Origin of the sequence: Neotamlana nanhaiensis, assembly GCF_000943555.1 — a bacterium.
Classification (GTDB): Bacteria; Bacteroidota; Bacteroidia; order Flavobacteriales; family Flavobacteriaceae; genus Neotamlana; species Neotamlana nanhaiensis.
Map to the genome: position 1 here is coordinate 267508 of NZ_JTDV01000003.1, position 20524 is coordinate 288031.

Annotated in this window: 19 protein-coding genes; 7 read left to right on the forward strand and 12 right to left on the reverse strand. The window is 33.7% G+C overall.

Features of this window, described 5'->3' with window-relative positions:
• Positions 1–36: 36 nt before the first annotated feature.
• Positions 37–2871 (forward strand): thioredoxin-like domain-containing protein, encoded by a 2835-nt coding sequence (locus tag PK35_RS06640; protein WP_044625911.1) that lies wholly within the window; start codon positions 37–39, stop codon positions 2869–2871.
• 184 nt (positions 2872–3055) lie between these two features.
• On the opposite strand, the gene PK35_RS06645 is transcribed toward PK35_RS06640, so the two are convergent.
• From PK35_RS06645 to kynU, 8 genes are all read right to left on the reverse strand, one after another.
• Complete coding sequence (locus tag PK35_RS06645; protein WP_044625912.1) at positions 3056–4144, reverse strand: amidohydrolase family protein; 1089 nt, start codon at positions 4142–4144, stop codon at positions 3056–3058.
• An 86-nt stretch (positions 4145–4230) separates the two neighbouring features.
• A complete protein-coding gene (locus PK35_RS06650) occupies positions 4231–4767 on the reverse strand; it encodes a 3-hydroxyanthranilate 3,4-dioxygenase (protein WP_044625913.1) in 537 nt (178 codons plus the stop codon).
• Positions 4768–4909: 142 nt separating this feature from the next.
• Positions 4910–5692, reverse strand: coding sequence for an SDR family oxidoreductase (locus PK35_RS06655; protein WP_044625914.1), 783 nt, complete (start codon positions 5690–5692; stop codon positions 4910–4912).
• A 112-nt stretch (positions 5693–5804) separates the two neighbouring features.
• A complete protein-coding gene (locus PK35_RS06660) occupies positions 5805–7247 on the reverse strand; it encodes an aldehyde dehydrogenase (RefSeq protein WP_044625915.1) in 1443 nt (480 codons plus the stop codon).
• Positions 7248–7348: 101 nt separating this feature from the next.
• Positions 7349–7501, reverse strand: a complete 153-nt coding sequence (locus tag PK35_RS06665) for a hypothetical protein (RefSeq protein WP_044625916.1) — start codon at positions 7499–7501, stop codon at positions 7349–7351.
• A 539-nt stretch (positions 7502–8040) separates the two neighbouring features.
• Complete coding sequence (locus tag PK35_RS06670) at positions 8041–8442, reverse strand: RidA family protein (RefSeq protein WP_044625917.1); 402 nt, start codon at positions 8440–8442, stop codon at positions 8041–8043.
• 75 nt (positions 8443–8517) lie between these two features.
• A complete protein-coding gene (locus tag PK35_RS06675; protein WP_044625918.1) occupies positions 8518–9912 on the reverse strand; it encodes an FAD-dependent oxidoreductase in 1395 nt (464 codons plus the stop codon).
• A gap of 52 nt (positions 9913–9964) precedes the next feature.
• A complete protein-coding gene (kynU, locus tag PK35_RS06680) occupies positions 9965–11230 on the reverse strand; it encodes a kynureninase (RefSeq protein WP_044626069.1) in 1266 nt (421 codons plus the stop codon).
• 152 nt (positions 11231–11382) lie between these two features.
• Between kynU and PK35_RS17130 the strand changes: the two genes are divergently transcribed.
• Positions 11383–12798, forward strand: coding sequence for a sensor histidine kinase (locus PK35_RS17130; protein WP_052825908.1), 1416 nt, complete (start codon positions 11383–11385; stop codon positions 12796–12798).
• An 86-nt stretch (positions 12799–12884) separates the two neighbouring features.
• Here PK35_RS17130 and PK35_RS06690 read toward each other — a convergent pair whose 3' ends face one another.
• Together PK35_RS06690 and PK35_RS06695 are read right to left on the reverse strand one after the other, a co-directional pair.
• Positions 12885–13544 carry a hypothetical protein gene (locus PK35_RS06690; RefSeq protein WP_044625919.1) on the reverse strand — a complete coding sequence of 220 codons (660 nt, stop codon included), beginning with the start codon at positions 13542–13544 and terminating at the stop codon, positions 12885–12887.
• Between the two features lie 14 nt (positions 13545–13558).
• Complete coding sequence (locus PK35_RS06695) at positions 13559–14620, reverse strand: bestrophin family protein (protein WP_044625920.1); 1062 nt, start codon at positions 14618–14620, stop codon at positions 13559–13561.
• Positions 14621–15089: 469 nt separating this feature from the next.
• Between PK35_RS06695 and PK35_RS17135 the strand changes: the two genes are divergently transcribed.
• The 5 genes from PK35_RS17135 to PK35_RS06720 all read left to right on the forward strand — a co-directional run bounded on the left by PK35_RS17135 (position 15090) and on the right by PK35_RS06720 (position 18755).
• Positions 15090–15764, forward strand: a complete 675-nt coding sequence (locus tag PK35_RS17135) for a hypothetical protein (protein ID WP_052825909.1) — start codon at positions 15090–15092, stop codon at positions 15762–15764.
• A 262-nt stretch (positions 15765–16026) separates the two neighbouring features.
• Positions 16027–17592: a M6 family metalloprotease domain-containing protein gene (locus PK35_RS06705; RefSeq protein ID WP_044625921.1), complete on the forward strand. Its 1566-nt coding sequence runs from the start codon at positions 16027–16029 to the stop codon at positions 17590–17592.
• A 52-nt stretch (positions 17593–17644) separates the two neighbouring features.
• Positions 17645–17863: a hypothetical protein gene (locus PK35_RS06710; RefSeq protein WP_044625922.1), complete on the forward strand. Its 219-nt coding sequence runs from the start codon at positions 17645–17647 to the stop codon at positions 17861–17863.
• Between the two features lie 30 nt (positions 17864–17893).
• Entirely contained in the window at positions 17894–18292 is a 399-nt protein-coding gene (locus tag PK35_RS06715; RefSeq protein ID WP_131474398.1) for a hypothetical protein, read from the forward strand.
• Positions 18293–18473: 181 nt separating this feature from the next.
• Positions 18474–18755, forward strand: coding sequence for a hypothetical protein (locus PK35_RS06720; protein WP_044625924.1), 282 nt, complete (start codon positions 18474–18476; stop codon positions 18753–18755).
• Here the strand turns inward: PK35_RS06720 and msrA are convergent.
• Together msrA and PK35_RS06730 are read right to left on the reverse strand one after the other, a co-directional pair.
• On the reverse strand, positions 18752–19423 hold the full coding sequence (gene msrA / locus PK35_RS06725) for a peptide-methionine (S)-S-oxide reductase MsrA (protein WP_044625925.1): 672 nt from the start codon (positions 19421–19423) through the stop codon (positions 18752–18754). The genes PK35_RS06720 and msrA overlap by 4 nt on opposite strands.
• A 319-nt stretch (positions 19424–19742) precedes the next feature.
• Positions 19743–20522 (reverse strand): zinc ribbon domain-containing protein, encoded by a 780-nt coding sequence (locus tag PK35_RS06730; RefSeq protein ID WP_044625926.1) that lies wholly within the window; start codon positions 20520–20522, stop codon positions 19743–19745.
• Between the last annotated feature and the right edge of the window lie 2 nt (positions 20523–20524).

Sequence of the window (20524 nt, forward strand, 5' to 3'; positions counted from 1 at the left end):
TAAAAACGAACAATATAAATTTTCAACTATAAAATCATGATTAAAACCACCACAATTAAAACGACCTTGTTAAATATGCTTTTTATGGCTTTTACTAGTCAAGCATTTTCACAAAACAAACTACCAGAATCAATTTCGGGCGAATGGTATACCGAAAGTAGCTCTCAAAATTATAAAGGTGTTTTAATTCATCAAGATTTTATTGAATACGGATATTCAGCATTTGTTTTTCAGGAAGTAAATAAAGTAAACGATTCTACTTATAGTTTTTCTGCTAAAGATAATCTAGAACGTAAATTAAAAGGTGAGATAACAGTAATAAACAAAGACTCTATAAAATTAAAGCGCGGCGATAGCCCTGTAGCAACTTATGTGTCGCGGGAATTACCCAGTAATAGCGAACATTCTAGTTGGGCAGAAGTACCAGATACTATAAAAAACACATGGTATACCACAGATGGGGAAAATAATTTAGAGTTCGATTTAACCAACAATCAATTCATCTTTCGTGGTCAAAGTTACAATATAGAAAACGTTATTGCCTTCAATTCCAACTCAGAAAACGAATATCGTTTTGTTGTAAAACGCAACAGAGATTATAGAATGTTCTATTTTAAAAAGTGGGGAGCAAATTATACTAATATTGGGTTTAATGGAGCCTATGGCGCTTTGTATAAAGTCAACAAAACCTATCCTAATACCAGAATAAAAGATCTTGAGGGCTATATGGCATCAATTGTGCCTATGGAGCTACGCGGTGATTGGTTGCATCAAAGAGGTTCTAACCTTTGGTCGCATAGTTTTTATTACAATTATGCCGTTGTAGACAAAGCCATCTGGAAGTATAAAACAGTAAAGCAGAAAGGAAAGAGATATGTGTTAATCTTGGAAAAGGATGGTACAGAAAAAATAATTTATGCCAAACCGAATAAGGGTGAGACTGTAAGTTTTGCCTTTAATAAAAATAAGTTTGAAGTTTTTGGGAAAAGTAAAGTAGATAATCCTAATTTCAAATTAGATACTCAAGAAACTCTAATAGAGGGCGACGTAGTAAATTATGGTACAGCAACTTATTCGGGAATTATAACGAATTTTAGTGATAGCGATCAAAAAACGGGGTCTGTAGCTGTAGATAATGTGTTTACAGGAAATCAAGATTCCTATATTATAGAAATAAAGGAAGATGGTAGTTTTTCGGTAGAATTTCCTAGTTATCACTTACAACAAATTTATGTGACACTTCCTGGGTTTTATAATACTGTTTTTGTAGAACCAGGTAAAACAACGTGGCAATTTATAAATAGTAACGACAGGACTAAAGGCTATTTCGCAGGCGACTTAAAGCAGTTAAATACAGATTTTGCAAGCCTAAATCATTTGGTGTTTAATAACCAGCTTAATAATTTAACTAGAAATGTAAAAACGTTTACGCCTCAAGGATTTAAAAGTGAAGCTTTTAAAATAGTCGATAATCAAATAGCTCAAGTAGATAGCGTTTCTAAACATAGGTTTGTAAGTAAGCAGGCGCAACAATTATTACGTCAAGATTTAACATACAGAAGTTATATGCTCGCTTTGGGTTACGATATGTATAATAACACACCGTATCAAGATAGTGCGAACATAGATAAGACATTCACAAAATTTATAACGCCAGAAATTTTAAATAATAAAAGTGCTGTTTTAGCATCTTCTTACAGTTCATTTCTTAATCGTTTAAGGTTTTTAAGGCATGTAAGAAAAGATATCAGTGTTACACATCCTAATTTTATGGAATTAGTTGATTTACTTCAAACTAAAAATGTGAGTTTTTCTGAAGACGATGAAGATTTGATAAAGCGCGATAAAAAGTTCAGAGAAGAAAATGCGGCAGTTATTAAGAGACGAGATGATTTCAATGCGGCCAATATGAATATGATTAGAAGTGTGGGGCAAAAGATAGGAGCGCTATATCAAAAACTAAATGAAGAAGAACGAAAAGAAATATTTAATGGGTCTCCTTTTGATTTAGATAAAATAGAAGCACTATCTAAAACAAAAAAAGCTGATGTCACATTTACCCATGAAGAGCGCGAATATCATGAAGCCTCAAAGAATTTAATAACCAAAGAAGAACAAGCTGCTTTCAAGGCGTTTTATACTGAAGCAACTAACAGTCAAATTCAAGCCTTTATGGATAAATATAAATCGCATATTGATAACTATGTGAAAAATCAATTACAAACCAAAATGTTGAACACTATACAGGAGAATTACGGCGATACATTTTCGGCAAAGGTGCTTATGGCTCAAGAAGTTTTAGGAAACCTTTCTCGCACGTTTGTACCTTTTACAGAAGACGAGCTTAAAGAAACTCAACAAAAAATACACGATTCTCTAATTTCTAATGTTATTGAAATAGAGAACGACAAATTAATAGCAAAAATAGAAGCTAATAAAAACAAAGAGGGTTTTATAGCGAACAATACTCCAAAAACCGAAGCAGATAAGGTGTTTGATGCTATAATCTCTAAATATAAAGGGAATGTGTTGTATGTAGATTTTTGGGCAACCTGGTGTGGGCCATGTCGTAATGGAATAAAAAGAATTGCGCCGTTAAAGGAAGATTTTAAAGACAAAGAGGTTGCATTTATTTACATAACAAACCCAAGTTCTCCTGAAACAACATACGATAACATGATTCCAGATATAAAAGGAGAGCATTACAGAGTTTCGCAAGACCAATGGAACTACCTACAAAGTAAATTTAATATAACAGGTATTCCTCATTATTTATTAATCGATAAAAGCGGCAATGTTGTAAAAGACAATACAAGCGATTTAAGAAGTCCAGAAAAGGTAAAAGTATTGTTGAATAGTTATTTAAAGTAGTCTAGAATAAGTTTACTATTTCAAAACTAAAATCTAATTTATAAACATAAAATTAAACTGTTATTTCGATAGAAAGGAGTACACATCTAGTCATCTCAAACCGAGAAAAGCTTCAGTTGTTTCTTTCTATCGATTTAACTTGATTTTTGAGTTTTTAATAGCAAAAACCAAGTCGATATAGAGCTTACTGTCCTAAAATTTTATTTACTAAACTGTTTTTAGCCTCAACATCATCACCAAATAACCATTGTAATACGTTGTCTTCCCAAATGGCATCGCGTTCGGTTTCGGTAATAATATCGCGTTCCATAGCCAAATCTAAAATTTTACCGGGGTACGACGATTGTTTCGCACTTTCCATTTCACCTAATGGGTAAGGGTCGTCTAACCCCATAAGCACTTGTTTAGAGCCTTGGTTTTTAATGAGTAGTTGTAACGAACCAGTATCATGAACCAGTGTATCAAAAAATATATTTTTATGCCCAACGGCTTTTCTAGGGTGGTGTTTGCCTTCAAACAAATCGGGTCTGCCATCAAAACCTTGTATGCGTCGACCTAAATTAATTTGTGCCAATTGCCCACCATGAGCAAAACAAGTTCTGGTATTTGGATATTTGTCTTGCATGCCATTTAGAGTAAAAAAGTGATACGCGTCGGCACATTGTGCCAACATCCAAATTAGGTGAAATCTCCAAGAGGTATTTTGTAATTTAATAAATTTTTCGCCATCGTAAGGATGGATTTCAATGGCTAAACCATATTTATCGGCGAGCTCAAAAATACGAGCATTTTCTTCATCAAAAATACTTCGCCATGTACCAATGGTGTCCATATAATGTGTTGGTAAACACAACAAACGCATATTAAGTTCTTCAACGCAGCGCTCAATTTCCCAACAGGCTCCGCGAACATAACCAGGATGGACTACAAAACCACAGGTAAACTTACTTGGGTATTCGGCTTGTATTTTGGCATTAAAATCGTTTTGAAAACGAAGCGCTTGCTTCATTTCTTCTAAGCGTAAACCATTACCGTAAAGTTGCGAAAGGTTTAAAACAACAGCATGATCAATTTTATTACGCTCCATCCACGCAAGCTTTTCATGTAAAAAGAAACTCGAATCGGTAATAGGCCTATTCCAGTCTTTTTGCAACATAAATTTTCGGTCTTTATCTACCCAAAAAATACCTTTATCGCGCATAAAATCTGGAATTTCTTCTGGATAAGGTAATAAATGCGAATGGCCATTAATTCTTAATTTACGTTTACTCATGGTTTAATATCGTGGTTGTAAGGCATTAGTTGTGGCAATTTGTTGTTTTCTTTAAGTGCTAAAATTCTTTGCTGCGTTAATAAGCGTTAGTCTTCAATTTTAACTTTTTTAGGAGGCTGCATTACTTCACCACAATTAGGGCAAGTACGTTTGTTAATGTCGCCATAATATTTATCGAAAATTTTAGGCATATCGGTTTCAATATTGTCTAAAGTAAAATCTTCACCATAAAGTTTTGTAGTACAATGTTCGCAAAACCAAAGTAACGCATCTTGTACGCCTTTATCTCGTGGATATTCTATAACGAGGCCAACGGTATTGGCACCACGTTGCGGTGAATGCGGTACTTTAGGCGGCAGTAAAAAAATGTCGCCTTCTTTTATTAGAATATCTTTTGGAGTGCCTTTATCGATTACCTTTAAAGTAATATCACCTTCAATTTGATAGAAAAATTCAGGAGTTTCGTTATAGTGATAATCTTTACGGCTATTTGGACCGCCAACCACCATAATTATAAAATCGCCATCTTTCCAAACCACTTTGTTCCCAACAGGTGGTTTAAGTAAGTGACGGTTGTCTTCAATCCATTGTTTAAAGTTTATAGGCGGATATATTTTACTCATGTTGTATTTATTTTGGGCGTTACCCTACCGGGTCAGGCTTTCAAGGCTCGCTCTCTGCGAGGAGCTCAAACAAACCTTTCAATCCTTAACGCAAATTCATTAATTCAATAAAATTAGTAATAATATTTTTAAATTTTAGGTTCTATAAACTTTTAGTTCTGCCACCATCAACAGGAAGATTTATGCCATTAATATAACCAGCACACTCACTAGCCAAAAAGGTAATGGCTGCTGCCAATTCTTCTGGTTTGGCAAAGCGTTTAGCTGGTATAGTACTTTTCATGGTATTGGCTGTCTCGGCTTCGGTTTTACCAGTTTTGGTACTTTTATTTTTAATTATTTCGTTAAGGCGTTCTGTGTTAGTAGCGCCAGGTAACACATTGTTTACGGTTATGCCAAATTCACCAAGTTCGTTAGCCAGTGTTTTGCTCCAACTGGCAACAGCTCCTCGAATAGTATTACTCACACCAAGCCCATCTAAAGGTTGTTTTACAGATGTAGAAATAACATTAATAATGCGACCAAATCCCGCTGATTTCATAAAAGGGACGAGCGTTTGCGCCAATATATGGTTGCATTTTAAATGCTGTGTAAAGGCGTTTTCGAAAGCTTCAATAGAGGCATTAAAAATAGGACCGCCTGAAGGACCTCCAGTATTATTTACCAAAACATGAAACCCATGATTGTTTTTTATATAGGTTTCAACTTGTTCTTTTAACTCGGTTGGGTTGGAAAAATCTGCAACAATATAATTGTGAATTTCGGGATTCGATAATTGCGATAAAACCGTTTTTAATTTATTTTCATTTCTTGCAATTAATGTAATATGCATACCTTCTTCGGCTAAAGCTATAGCGGTTGCTTTACCAATTCCTGCTGTACTTCCACAAACGAGTGCATATTTATTGTTTAGTTTTAAGTCCATAATAATTTCCCGCAAAGGCAGGAATTTTTTTAATATTATTTAATATCCTTTGTTTCAGGATCTTTTTTTAGGATGAGAGATGCCGAAATAAATGCAGCAAAACATCAAATAGTTAATATTTAATACACACATTTTTAGGTTCTGTAAAAAAACGTAATGCTTCAAAACCACCTTCGCGACCAACACCACTGGCTTTTACACCACCAAAAGGTGTGCGTAAATCACGCATCATCCAAGTGTTTACCCATACTATGCCTGCTTCTAATTGATTACTTAAGCGCATGGTACGATTTAAGTTGTTAGTCCAAAGCGTTGCCGATAGGCCATATTTTACTTTGTTAGCCATTTTAAGGACTTCACTTTCCGTTTTAAAAGGCATTAAGGTAACCACAGGACCAAAAATTTCTTCTTGGTTAACACTACAATCATCGGTTTTTACTTCTATAATTGTGGGCTGTAAATAATACCCCTTTTCGTACCCTTTAATGGATACTTCATGGCCTCCAAATAAAATGTTTCCACCTTCATTTTTGGCAATTTCAATATAATTTTTAACTTTTTCGAGATGAGGTTTCGATACTAAAGCTCCAATGTTCGTGTCTGTTTTTGATGGATGACCAACTTTTAAAAGTTTTACCTTTTCAATAAAATCGGTTTTAAATTTGTTGTAAATAGTGCCTTCAACAAAAATACGACTTCCGCATAAACAAATTTGACCTTGATTGGTAAACGACGAACGTACTGTTGTATGTAACATGTCGTTGTAATTGCAATCGGCAAAAATTATGTTGGGGTTTTTTCCGCCTAACTCCAATGATAATTTTTTAAACATAGGTGCGGCTATTTTCGCAATATGCGCACCTGTTTTTGTTCCACCAGTAAAACTGATGGCCTTAATTTTTGGGTGTTCTACTATGGCTTGTCCTGTGGTATTTCCTAACCCGTGAACAATATTTAAAACCCCTTTGGGGAGATCAGCTTCATTTAGTATTTCTCCTAGTAAGTATGCGGTTACAGGTGTTACCTCGCTTGGTTTGGCAACAACGCAATTACCAGCTGCAATGGCAGGAGCGATTTTCCAGGTGAAAAGGTATAATGGTAAATTCCACGGACTAATACAACCTACAACACCAAGAGGTTGACGTAATGTGTAATTTATAGCTTGTTGCCCAACACTTTCATGGCTTTCGCTAGAAAATTGAGTAATGGCATTAGCGAAAAACCGAAAATTACTTGCGGCTCTGGGTATATCGACGGTTTTAGCGAGGTTAATGGGTTTGCCATTATCTCTACTTTCGGCCTCAGCAAACCGATCTAAATTGGTTTCAAGTAATTCTGATATTTTTAAAAGAATTCTGCTGCGTTCATTTAAAGTTGTTTGACTCCAATTAGAAAATGCATCTTCAGCACTTTTAAATGCTTTTTCTACATCTTTATGTGATGAATTTGGGATTTTCCCGTAAATCTCTCCCGTAGATGGATTGTAATTATTAATCCACTTACTGTTTTCTGGATTTACAAATTCGCCGTTAATGTAATTTTTGATTGATATCATTTTTGATGATTCAATAATTGCGGATAATTTTCTTTATGGTAAGATAAGATTATAAAATTAAACGGAAAGAATAATTGATTTTTTATGATTTTAAAATAATACTACCCCAAAGCCTTTGTAGTCACAAAGTACCGCCAGCCAATTATGGCTAATTGCAATTTGCTAGCTTTAGCTAAATCGAGTTGCTTTTTTGTGTAGCTTGGTAATATAAGTTTGTTAAGTTTTGCTAATACTTTAAAGAATGGCTTTTTCACTTTTTTTGTTCTTTTTGTAAAAATAGTAAAACTTATTCTAGACTAAGTTTTACAAGTTTAAATTTAGAATAATGAAATAATGAAGATGATCATTTCAATTAAAAGTTTGGTAAGCGTTATCATATTGAGTGGTTTAAAATGGTTTGTAAAACAATGATTTTTGTTATTGTTTTTTCAATATATATACTAGTCAATATGTTTACCAAATGGATTAATTAAAATCTGTGAAAGTGAATGCTAAATTGTAATAAAAAAAATAGATTTAGTTTTAATATTTTTGTGACTTTCTTTATATGGGTTTATAAATGAAATTTTTAACTGTTGTTTTGTTTTATATTGTAAGTTTTGAAGGGCTTTTTTGAGGTTGCATTTGTAAACCAAGGGCGATTTCATTTTTTTGAAGACAAAAAAGGCCCTTTTCATTATTTTTTAAGACTGATTGAAGCTAAATTATTCTTCAAATAGTCAAGGTGAAAAAGTATAAATAAAGGGCTGTTTTAAATGTTTTTTTTTAAAATAGAAAAGCGAATTTTTAAAAACTAAACCTGTTTTTTGTATGCGGTTACTTTAATTTCAATAACCAAATCGGGGTGCGGTAATTGGTGAACCGCAACTGTGGTTCTTGTAGGTCCTGATTCTTTGCTAAAAAATTCGGCATAGGCTTTATTATAATCAGCAAAATCATTCATGTTTACTAAAAACGAGGTAACATCAACTACATCTTTTAAGGTTGAACCTACCGTTTTTAGGGTTTTATCTATATTTTTTAAAACCTCCTGCGTTTGGGTGTAAGCGTTACGCTTTTTTGTTCCCATTTCGTCAATAATATCAACACCAGCAATTGTGTTATCTGGTCTGCGAGAACTGGTTCCAGATACAAAAATAAAATCGCCAACTACTTTTACGTGTGGGTAGGCACCTCTGGGTGTTACTGTGTTCATATTTTATTGTCTTTTTATTTATTAAAATAGGAATTTAGTTTTTGTAGGTTTACTAATGTGAAATACCAACTAAAGTTATAATCCGGCAATCTTGTTTTCTTTTAAAATTGTTTCGGTTTCAGAGGATACTTTATCTAAAATGATTTTAATATCATCGTTGGATGAAATAAGGTTATTCGATAATAAATTCAAAATAGCTTTGTCCTGCGCTCGTCCTTTTAACATAGCTTCTTGGTATCCAATGTGTTCGTTAAAGGTAACTAAACTGTATTTTGAAGCATAATCTTCCGGGTATTCTTTTTCTAAGGCCATTTCAATTTTACGTTTTTCCTGAAAAATAGCTTGTCCTACATGGTCGCGCATTTCATAAAAATTATCGATGGCTAAATCGGCTATGGCGTCGGTATCTTTTTTTCTGTTTTTTTCGTATTCGGTAAATACGTTTTCCCAATTGCCTTCATGTTTGTTTAAAACGGCATCAAATTCTACAACATCTTCAAACGAAGCATTCATACCTTGTCCATAAAAGGGTACAATGGCGTGTGCAGCATCGCCCATAAGTAGTGTATTGCCTTTAAAATGCCATGGTGAGCATTTAATGGTTCCCAAAGCTCCTGTTGGGTTTTTAAAAAAGTCTTCAACTACATTTGGCATTATTTTAAGTGCATCGGGGAATTCTTCTTTAAAGAAATTAGTAACTGTTTCTGGGGTTGTAAGGTTGTTAAAATTATATTTTCCTTGGTTGTAACTTAAAAATAAAGTAACCGTAAAACTGCCATCTAAATTAGGTAGCGCAATTAACATAAAATCGCCACGAGGCCAAATATGTAAAGCGTTTTTAAAAGTTTTGTAGTCGCCAGCTGTAGTAGGTAAAATGCTTAACTCTTTATAGCCATGAGCCAAATAATTTTGTGAAAAGCTAAATAGAAATTTTTTTCCTAAATAATAGCTTTTTCTTAATGCAGATCCAGCGCCATCGGTAGCGATAATACAGTCTGCATCTTCAACAAATTCGGTTTTGGTTTCATAATCTTTAAAAAGCGCCGTGGTGTTTTCGAAGTTAACCGATTTACATTTTTTATTAAAATAGATATTTACATGGTCGTGTTTTTCAGCTTCGGTTAAAAGTAATGCATTTAATTCGCCTCTAGACACCGAGTTGATATATTCTTGCTCGCGCCCGCTGTAATTCGACATAAATGTATTGCCTTGTTTATCATGAATCATTCTGCCATGCATAGGTATACAAAGCGATTTAACTTTATCTTCTAAACCAACCAATGCCATGGCTTTGTTACCGCGATTGGAAAATGCAAGGTTTATTGAGCGTCCTGCCGAAATATTTGTTTTTCTTAAATCGGGGCGCATTTCGTAAACGTTAACATTATAGCCTCTTTGCGCTAGTCGTAATGCTAATAAACTACCGCAAAGTCCGGCACCAATAATTAAAATATTTTCTTTTCGATTCATAATTTATTTTTAATCCGAGATAGCTTCAGAATTTAATTAGGAGTTAACGCTGTTAATTTATAATTGCTTTTAATTTTTCTACCATCCAGTAAACGTCTTCAAAATTATTATAAAATGGGGTTGGCGCGCACCTAATTACATCTGGCTCTCTCCAATCTGTTATAATATTGGCTTCAGTAAGTTTGTGATGTAAACTTTTATCGGCGTTTTGTACTTGTATAGAGAGTTGGCAACCGCGTTCGTTTGGGTTTTTAGGTGTTATAATTTTTATTTTATGGTTGTTTAACTGGTTAATCAAAAATTCAAAATAACCAGTAAGTTTAATCGATTTTTTACGTAATGCATCCATACCAACTTCGTTAAACATATCTAACGACGCCTTTATGGCTGCCATCGATAAAATAGGCGGGTTACTAAGTTGCCAACCTTCGGCACCAGGCATAACATCGAGAGGCTGACGCATGTTAAAACGGGTAGTCTTATTGTGACTCCACCAACCTGCAAAACGTTTTAAGTTTTTATTATAGGCATGTTTTTCGTGAACAAAAAGGCCTGCTAAACTACCAGGACCAGAGTTGAGGTATTTATAAGTGCACCAAGCTGCAAAATCTACTCCAGAATCGTGTAGTTCGGGTTTAATGTTACCAGCACCATGAGCTAAATCGATGCCAACCATACAGTTTTTAGCATGTCCTAATTGGGCAATGCGTTTTAAATTGAGATATTGCCCCGTATAGTAATTTACACCACCAATTAAAAGTAGGGCTATTTCGTCGCCTTGTTGGTTTAAAATGGTTTCTAAATCTTCAATGTTTAGTAGTTCTTCACCTGGGCGCGGTTTCCATTCAATTATGCCATCTTCTGCAGTAAACCCATGAAATTCTAATTGTGTTTGCACCGCATATTTATCGCTAGGAAAAGCATCACTTTCAATAACAATTTTATATTTTGTTTTTGAGGGCTGGTAAAAACTAACCATTAGTAAATGAAGGTTTGTGGTTAAGGTATTCATAACTACAACTTCAATAGGTTTTGCGCCTACAATTTTAGCCATACTTTCGGTTAAAAATTCATGGTAAGGTAACCAAGGGTTTTTAGCTTCAAAGTGGCCTTCAACGCCTAATTTAGCCCAATCATCAAGTTCTTGTTGAATGTATTTTTGTGTGCTTTTGGGTTGTAAGCCTAACGAGTTTCCTGTAAAATACAACCAGTTGTTACCTTGGTTATCTTTTGGAATATGAAATTTATTTCGATAATGCGCTAACACATCTTCTTGATCTTGTTTTTTGGCAAAATCAAGTCCGGTTTTATATAGGATCAATTTTGAATTTTTTAGATAATAATACAAAAGTAAAATAAAAATCCTAATGCTATTAATCGAAAAAATATGCATTTCGTCTTTATTTTGATTCGAATTTTGTAATTTTACATCGGTTTTTTCTTATGAAGAATATTCTAAATATATTTTAAATGCTGAAACGATTATGGTTATCTTATTTTAATTGGTATTTAAAGTTTAGCGGACTATCAAATAACGAAGCAGAAAATAACTTATCTTATTTTAGAAACAAGTTATTTGTTTCCATATTTATTTTAACGGTTGCACTGGGCTTTATGGCGTATATACCAAGCGCTATTGTTGCTATTATGCTAGATAAATGGCTGGTGTTTTATATGGACACCATTGGTATGCTTGTTTTGTTTTTTATGTTTTTTAATAATAAACTAAGCTTAAATACCAAGAAACGTTTATTTTCTATCAATTTTTTTGCTTTATCTTTTGCATTAATTTTAGAATTAGGCCTGCATGGTAACGGCACAATAATGTTATTTATGTTATGCGTTTTAGTAACACTTTATAGTGGTAGGCGTGCAGGAATAAATACCGTTGTTATAAATGTTGTATTTTATACTGTGGTATTACTTATTTATTATTTTAAGTGGTTTACATTTAATTTTTACGAACATACCCCAGTTGAAATTCTGTTTATTGTTTTTGTAAATAACATATTGTTTAGTTTGCTTACCGTTTTTTCGGTATCTTTTTTAATTGCTCAATTGAATAGAGCCTTAGTAAAGGAAACAGATTTACAAAACGCACTTGTAGAAAAGCATAAAAAAGTGGTAGTAGCCAAAGAAGAAGCTGAACGATCGGATAAACTAAAAACCGCTTTTTTAGGTAACATGAGTCACGAAATTAGGACGCCAATGTATGGTATTTTAGGTTGTGCCGAACTTTTAAGAGAGTATAATATTGATACCGATTTTAATGAATATGTAAGAGTTATTGAAGATAATGGAAATAAATTATTAGATGTTATTACCGATATTGTTAACTTCTCTAAACTTGAAACAGGTCTATTAACGACTTGCTCAAAACCATTTAATATTAAACTAAGTATTGAAGCTGTTGTTAAAGAGTTTGCTTCTGTAGCAAAGCAAAAGGGCGTTTACTTAAATTTAAGCGATTATATCCCTAATAAAAATAGCGCGGTTGTTTCTGATGAAGTTAAATTTAAAACCATTTTAAAACATTTAATCGCTAATGCTTTAAAATATACCAGTGCCCGGGGTAGCGTTTTTGTAAATTGTAGTGTAGATGATGAAACTTCTCAAATTAAGTTTATTATAGAAGACACTGGCATTGGCATACCAAAAGACAAGTTAGCAGATATTTTTTCTCCGTTTTATAAAATAGATTACAGTAATGATAAAGCCTTACACGGTGCTGGTATAGGATTAGCCATTTCGAAGGCTTACGTAACATTATTAGAAGGAGAAATTGGTGTTGAAAGTACCATTGATTTCGGATCGGCATTTTGGTTTACCGTTGCTGCCGATTTGCAATCTATTGAAAAAGCTAAAGCACTTTACCTAACTAAGTAAAGTGCTTTGGATATATATAGACGCCTAACGCGGAATATTTACAATTATATACGTCTATAATTTTAATTTGGATGTTCTTGGCATGATTACTTTACACTAACGTTTGTAAATTTTAAATTCCAGTCGCCAGATTCTTTTTTATGGCTTAAAGCTATTTTAATACCATTATAGTCGTTATAATCTTCAAAGGTATTGGCTAATGATGCTTCTTTTTGGTTTCCGCGTCTAAATACCCATTCTCGAATTATATAATTACTATCGAAATAAATATCGTAAGCATCGCCTGGAGTATAGCCTCCTTGAGAAGCATAGGTAATACTTATTTTTTGCAGTAATGTTTTGTTAATAGGAGACGCCTCTTTTGAAACCTCTGAAATTGAAGCACTTTTATCCCAAACCAATTGAAACGGTATAAGTAACCAAAACTTATCGTTTACAAAGGCGGCATCGGTTTTAGCCGATAAAGAATCTACTTGTTTTCGGTTGTACGAGATGGTATCTTTTTCGGTAAAAAGTGTTACTTCATTTGTTTTAGTATTCCAAAGCCAATGTCGTTTCTCGGCAAAAGTAAAGGAAATTTCGTTTACATTTTTCCAATTATTAAATCCATGGGCTTCGGCAATTTTTTCGGCTATCGTTGTTTTAGTTGGCGCTTCTAATTTTTGCGCTTCCTTTTTTGTTGTTTGTTGTTTACAGCTTATTAAAGCAATAACTAATGTCAATAAAATAAAGGGTTTTGTTTTCATTTTTTATAAATAATTTACATCTGCGTATCGTAAATAACTGGGAATTGTTCTGGGATATCGGCCTTCGCTTCGCCTAAATTTTGGCGTAAATCTATTTCTATGCCTCGTGCAATAGTAGATATAGGTACATCGTTTGCCGAACCTTCAAACGGGTTTTCTCCTGTTCGCCCTATGCGTTCCATAGTATGGAAAATCCATGCAACGGCAACATAAAACGGAATGGCCAACCAAATAAAAACTTTACCTAAGGTATTGTTTGAAGCAGCAATGTCAGCTCCAATTTCGGCAAATTGAGGTACAATGGCAAGCGGTAAAAGCACAACAAAAATCCACATAAAATAATGATTTAGTGTTGCAAACTGTCGGGGGTAAGGGAAATTTTTTATACGTTCAGATTTTCCCTGAAGTGCAAAAAGTTCTTGTAAAAGACTTTCTAATTCTAAAAATGAAAACTCCCAAATAATGCCTTTTTCTTTTAGTGCGCGTAAATGTTTAGATTGTAAGTACAACAATGCTGTTTGTTTATTGCCTTTTTCCATAATTTGGCTTATTTCGGCTTCGGTTAAATAGGGTTTTAAATCGCTTTCTAAACCCGATTTCCATTCTGGCGGACTCACAATAGCATTCCACTCTTTGTTTGTTTTTTCTTTTACAACGGTTTCCCAAGGTTTTCCAACGCGCATAGCGTGCCTAAGGGCTGTCATCCACGCAATATGGCGGTATGTAAGCGTTTTTATTTCGTTTTTTAAAACCGATTCTTCTACTTTATTTATAGCGTATTCGTTAGTAACCATATCTTGTACATACATGCCAAAAGTTCTGGAAGTATTAACAATACCGCCCCAAATTTTTCGAGCTTCCCAAATTCTGCCATAGGCCGAATTGTTTTGAAAACCAATTACAAATGCCACTGCTGTACCAATTAATGCTAGGGGTGTCCAAGGAATTTTAAGCCACGATAATTCGAAAAAATAATAAGCACTTACAAAAGCAGTTATAAAAACTATAAAGAAAATGGTTTCAAAACGCGTCCATTTAGCTAAATCTTTAGCTCGAAAAACTTTTTTAGTATACATTAGTTGCTGTTGGTTTTAGATTTAATCTAAAGTAGAGAAAATTTGTTAATTATAGAATTGTTAACTTATGCTATAATTTTTTTGCAACTTTTAATTCAAAAATTCCAATGGAAGCGATAAGCGTAATTTCAAAAAATATATAAATCCATATAAAAGCACCGATAAAAGCGCACCTAAATCATCAAATAAAAATAACTTTTTAAAAAACATGTTTGCTCAGGTTTAATTCAAAGTTTATTATGCATCAAACTACAAATAGCGACTATTTATATTAAATTTTCTACCCAAAATAAGAATTTATTTAATGGTTTATATAAACCTAAAAATACAATTAATTTGTTGAAATGTAATAATTTACGTATATTTGAAACAGACCCGTTTACAAATTACCTCCAAATTTGAAATAGTTTTAAAACCTTTCCTGTTAAGACTAAAAATGTAGCATTGTTTTAACCAAACTATTTTAATTATGTTACCTACTTTTAATATCTTAATTGCAAATAGTCATGCAATTACTGCGCAGGCTTACAAAAACACTTTACTTTCAAATCAGCAACGGTTTCCAATGCCACTAAGTATAAATTTGGTATATTCTATTGAAGCGATTTTTGAAAAACTTAAAATGAAAGACTTTTTAAGTGAAAATGACTTAATTATTTTAGATACCGATTTTTATTTCTCCAACGAAAATAAAACCAATTCTGCCGAACAACTTTGTGAAGCTGTAAAAACCAAAATTAATAATGCTAAACTGTTAGTAACAACATCGTTTAAAGATAATTTACGATTAATAAATATTTTAAATAGAGTTGACCCCAATGGCCTATTAATTAAATCTGATATCACCGATTTTCATTTATTAACAGCAGTGAGTAATATTTTTTCGGGCGAATCGTATTTTAGTAAAACGGTAATAAATCTTTTAAAAAAGAAAATTTGCCAGAATATAGTTATTGATGCCATTGATACTAATATTTTAATTGAACTTTCAAACGGTTCTAAAATGGTTGAGCTTCTAAAATTTATTCCATTAACCAAATCGGGAATAGAAAAGCGTAAACGACGCCTTAAGCAACTTTTTGAAACCAAAAACAACAGCGATAGGGAGCTGGTAATGGTTGCAAAAGCCAAAGGTTTTATTTAACCAATTAGAGTATTTTCCACTTTTGCTTACTTTTTGTAATTATTTTTCTTCCGCTTTAGCTTTTTTAAAGTATAATTTTACGCCATAGTTTATTTCTAAACTTTCTTCCTATTAACTAATTGTAAAAATTAGTACACACCTAAATATTTTCCTCCCAAACTATTTGGTTTTATGTATTGCTATGTTTTGATACTTTTTTAAAGGTGTCATTTTAAACAAGTTACTTAAATGGTTAAGTAAATTAACTTTAAAACCCTCACATATGAACAAACATGAAGAATGCTTATGTATTTGTCCGCCCTCACCAGAGATTGAACAAAAAATATTAAGCACAAAACAAAAAATTTTTAAGGAAGCTGGTTTCGAAGATATTGATGAGGTCGATATCATGGATTTATCCACCTTTACCTTAATTACCAATCGGCCAAAACGTACCCGAATGCACGATCATCGTATTTCGGCCGATAGAGCTCCCGTTACGGGTACCAAACGTGCCATAGTACTTTTGGTTGATTTTTCCGATAAAACCGCTGCCCAAAATCAATCGCATTATAACAATATGTTATTTTCTCAAGGCACCTATGCCACTGGCAGTATGCGCGATTATTACAAAGAAGCGTCCTACGGAAAATTAAATGTTATCGGCGCGGTTAAAGGTCAAAATGGACCAACAGCAGGTTGGTTTAGAGCGCCTCGAACCAAAGCCTATTATACGAATAACGATTTTGGTTTTGGTGCTTATCCAAGAAATGCCCAAAAGTTGGTTGAAGATGCTATAGATTTAGCACAGCCCTTTGTAAACTTTAGTCAATATGATAATGATGGCGACGGATTTGTAGAAGCACTAATAGTTATTTGCGCCGGTTCTGGTGGTGAAGCTACTGGTAACAAATCCGATTTTTGGTCGCACAAATGGGGTATTACTACCAAGAACGTTGATGGCGTAAAAATTAACCGTTATTTTATGGCTCCAGAAGATGGTAGAGTAGGTGTTATGGCTCACGAATTAGGTCATTTACTTTGCGCTTTACCCGATTTATATGATACCGATTATTCTTCCAAAGGTACCGGACGCTGGGATTTAATGGCCGGTGGTAGTTGGAATAACGGTGGGCATACACCCGCGCATCCAACCGCTTGGTGTAAGGTAAAATGTGGTTGGGTTACTCCGAAAGTTGTTTTTAACAGTACCCAAAACGTAACCGTTAAGCCTTATTTTGATAATGAAGATATTGTTAAAATCCCTATTGGAAGTGCTACTAGTCAAGAGTACTTTTTATTATCAAACAGGCAAAAACAAGGTTTCGATAAAAACTTACCTGGCGAAGGTTTAATTATTGAGCATATCGATGATTCTAAAAGTAACAATACCGACGAAAACCACTATTTAGTTGATATTGAACAGGCCGATGGCGCACGTCATTTAAATACTAATAGTAATAGTGGTGATGCCAACGATGCTTTTCCAACTGCAGGAAATAACTCATTTACTAACACATCGACGCCAAGTAGTAAAACCTATGCTAATACCGACTCTAACGTTAGTGTAACTAATATTGCCAAATCGGGTAATAATATTACCGCAAACGTGTCTTCAGGATCGGGTGGAACATCATATGTTACTAAAAAGGTGTTACGCACTTATGCTTCACCACATTCTAAAAACGCTTGGGCATACCTCGATTCTATTGGTTGGCGAAAAGTAAATACATTAACAGCCGATGGCGTAACAAATGTGTTTGCTTTATTAAATGAAGCACGTGCTCATAATTTAAATGTGCGCGCTCAAATCGATAACAATTTCATTCATATTGCTTATTTAAACTAAGCTAAAAGCACATTGCAAAAACAATAATTATTAATCTATAAAACAAAATATTATGAATTTCTCAAATAAAAAAGTAGTACGTACTTATGCTTCACCTCACTCAAAAAACGCATGGGGTTATATTGAAACTATTGGTTGGCGAAAATTAGGCCAATTATCAACGGATGGCGTAACAAATATGTTTATTATGTTAAACGCAGCCAAGGGCAGTGGTAAAACGGTTAGTGGTACCATTGATGCATCAAACCAAATTACTTTATTGTATTTCTAAAATGAATTTTGAACTTAAATTGAATTAATTATGATGACAATAAATTTAAATATTAATGGTTCTGGTATAAATGGTGCTAATGCAGATTCTGGGAGTCTTGCTTTAAATGAAGCCGCTCCTGCTCCAACCGATTTTAACTTGGGAATGGCACAAGGAGTTGAAACGTCGTTTGATGCACCTGGACCAGAGTTTACGGACTTTAATGCTGATGCTGCTGTTAGCGGTGATTTTGCACCAAGTCCGGAAGGATTTAGCGAAAGCGACCACAGTTTTGATGCTGTTGGAAGTGCTCCAAATCCTGATCTATCTTTAGGTGATACTTTGCAAGAAACGGTGAGCGTTTTACCCGAGCCAATGGCTTTGGACGTACTTGAAGCCACCGAAACAACTAAAAAAACAACCCGATCGCGGGCTACAAAAAAGAAATAATCTTTAAAATTATAATTTCCTGAGGCTACCTAAAAAGCGTTGGTTGTATTGAGTTAAGTTATAAACTCTTAACGGTATAACATTAAGTTTTACTATCTAAAATTTTTAACTTTGTTCAATACGAATGCCCTTTTCAGGAGGCCTCAGGTTTATATTTTTAAAATTTTAAACGATAAAAAACATGCAATTAGCTCCTAATAGTAACCCCATTAAAGCTACTGTTGTAAGTAGTATAAACGTAAACGAATTAAAAATTGTAATTCTTGATTTACCCGAAAACGTTTTGCCCGCATTTTTGGGTGTTGGTAAATTATTATCGGCAAAAAATCAATCTGTCGAGATTCAAGAATTTATAGAAGGCGATATTATTACTGCGGATATCGAGGTTATGGGCGATCCATTTAACCAAGTGTTTTTGTTAACCAATGTGGTAAAAGAGGATACAATGGGCGATAGTAATTAATGTGTTTCTTTTAAAACTTCAGGCATTTTTGCTTTAAACCTGTTAAGTCTTGGAATTGAAACAGCCTGAATATAAGGGTGCTCAGGATGTTTTTTTTCGTAATCTTGATGATAACTTTCCGCAATCCAAAACTTTTGAAATGGCATAACTTCGGCAGCAATTTGTTTGCCTAATTTTGTAGCTAAATCCTTTTTCTTTTTTAAAATAATAGCCTTTTGCTTATCGTTTTGATAAAATATAATCGATCGGTATTGCGATCCTTTGTCGTTTCCTTGCCCGTTAACTTGGGTTACATTCTGCGAAGCAAAATATACATCAACTAAAGTTTCAAAACTTACTAAATTTTGGTTGTAAATAACTTCAACTGCTTCAGCATGTCCTGTTTTACCTGTATTACTGGCTTCGTAGGTTGGGTTTTTTGTATGCCCACCAGAATACCCCGAAATAACTTCATCTACACCTTTTACACTTTCATAAATGGCTTCTACACACCAAAAGCATCCGCTTGCAAAATAAGCGCGTGCTATTCCGTCTTTTACAGGAACCGCAATGGGTTCGGTATTTCGTTCAATATTTGTATGGTTTGTGTTCGAGGTTTTTTTGGTTTGCGCTACGTTTTGGCAGCTTAATAAGGCAAATAGTGCGAAAAGGGCAAATAATTTTTTCATAATATAATAGTCGAAACTAAATAGTAAACTTAACAATTTTTAGGTTAATATTTAAAAAGAAAGCCTTTACAGGACGCAAAGGCTTGGATAAGTAAGGTTAACTGTTCAAGATTTATAAGTTAGGTTAGGTTCTGGTTGTATTTGAGGGACATGGACTAACTCTTAAAACTAAATAACTAACTGATACAAATTTAAAGCATAACTGTTTGTTGAAGTAGAGGTAAAAGCAGGTTTGCTAAGGGTGTTTTTCCTGTATTTTTAATCTAAAAAAAAAGCCCTCACAAAGTGAAGGCTTAATTAATATTTAAAAAAAATGAATTTACAATTTAGAAAACATTTTTTCCATTTTCTCTTTTTGTTCTTCGGCTAAAACGGCATCAACTAAAATTCTGCCACTATGCTCGTCGGTAATTACTTTTTTACGAGAAGCAATTTCTACTTGAATTTGCGGTGGAATAGTAAAGAAAGATCCTCCAGAAGCACCTCTTTCAATTGGAACAACAGCTAATCCGTTTTTTACGTTGTTTCTTATACGCGTATAAGCGGCAACTAAACGTGTCTCAATTTGTTCTTTGTATTCAGAAGATTTATCAATTAAAGCTTGCTCTTCTTTTTCGGTTTCTGCTAAAATAGCATCAAGTTCACCTTTTTTGTGCTTTAAATGCGTTTCACGTTCTTTTAAACGCTCCTTAGTTTCACCTATAACTTCTTTTTTCTGCTCAATTTGAGCTTTAAATTCTTTAATATGTTTTTCGGCTAATTCAATTTCAAGTTCTTGAAACTCAATTTCTTTCGATAAAGAATTATATTCTCTGTTATTTCTAACATTTTTTTGTTGCTCGCCATATTTTTTCATTAAGGCTTTCGACTCTTCAATGGAGTTTTTCTTATTAGCAATATCGTTATCTATAACTTCTAAGCTTGCAACAAGTTTGTCTAATCTTATGTTTAATCCAGCTACTTCGTCTTCTAAATCGCGAACTTCTAATGGTAATTCACCACGTACATTTCTAATTTCATCTATACGAGAATCAATTAATTGTAAATCGTATAACGCTCTTAAACGCTCTTCTACAGTTGCTTCTTTCTTTTTAGCCATAC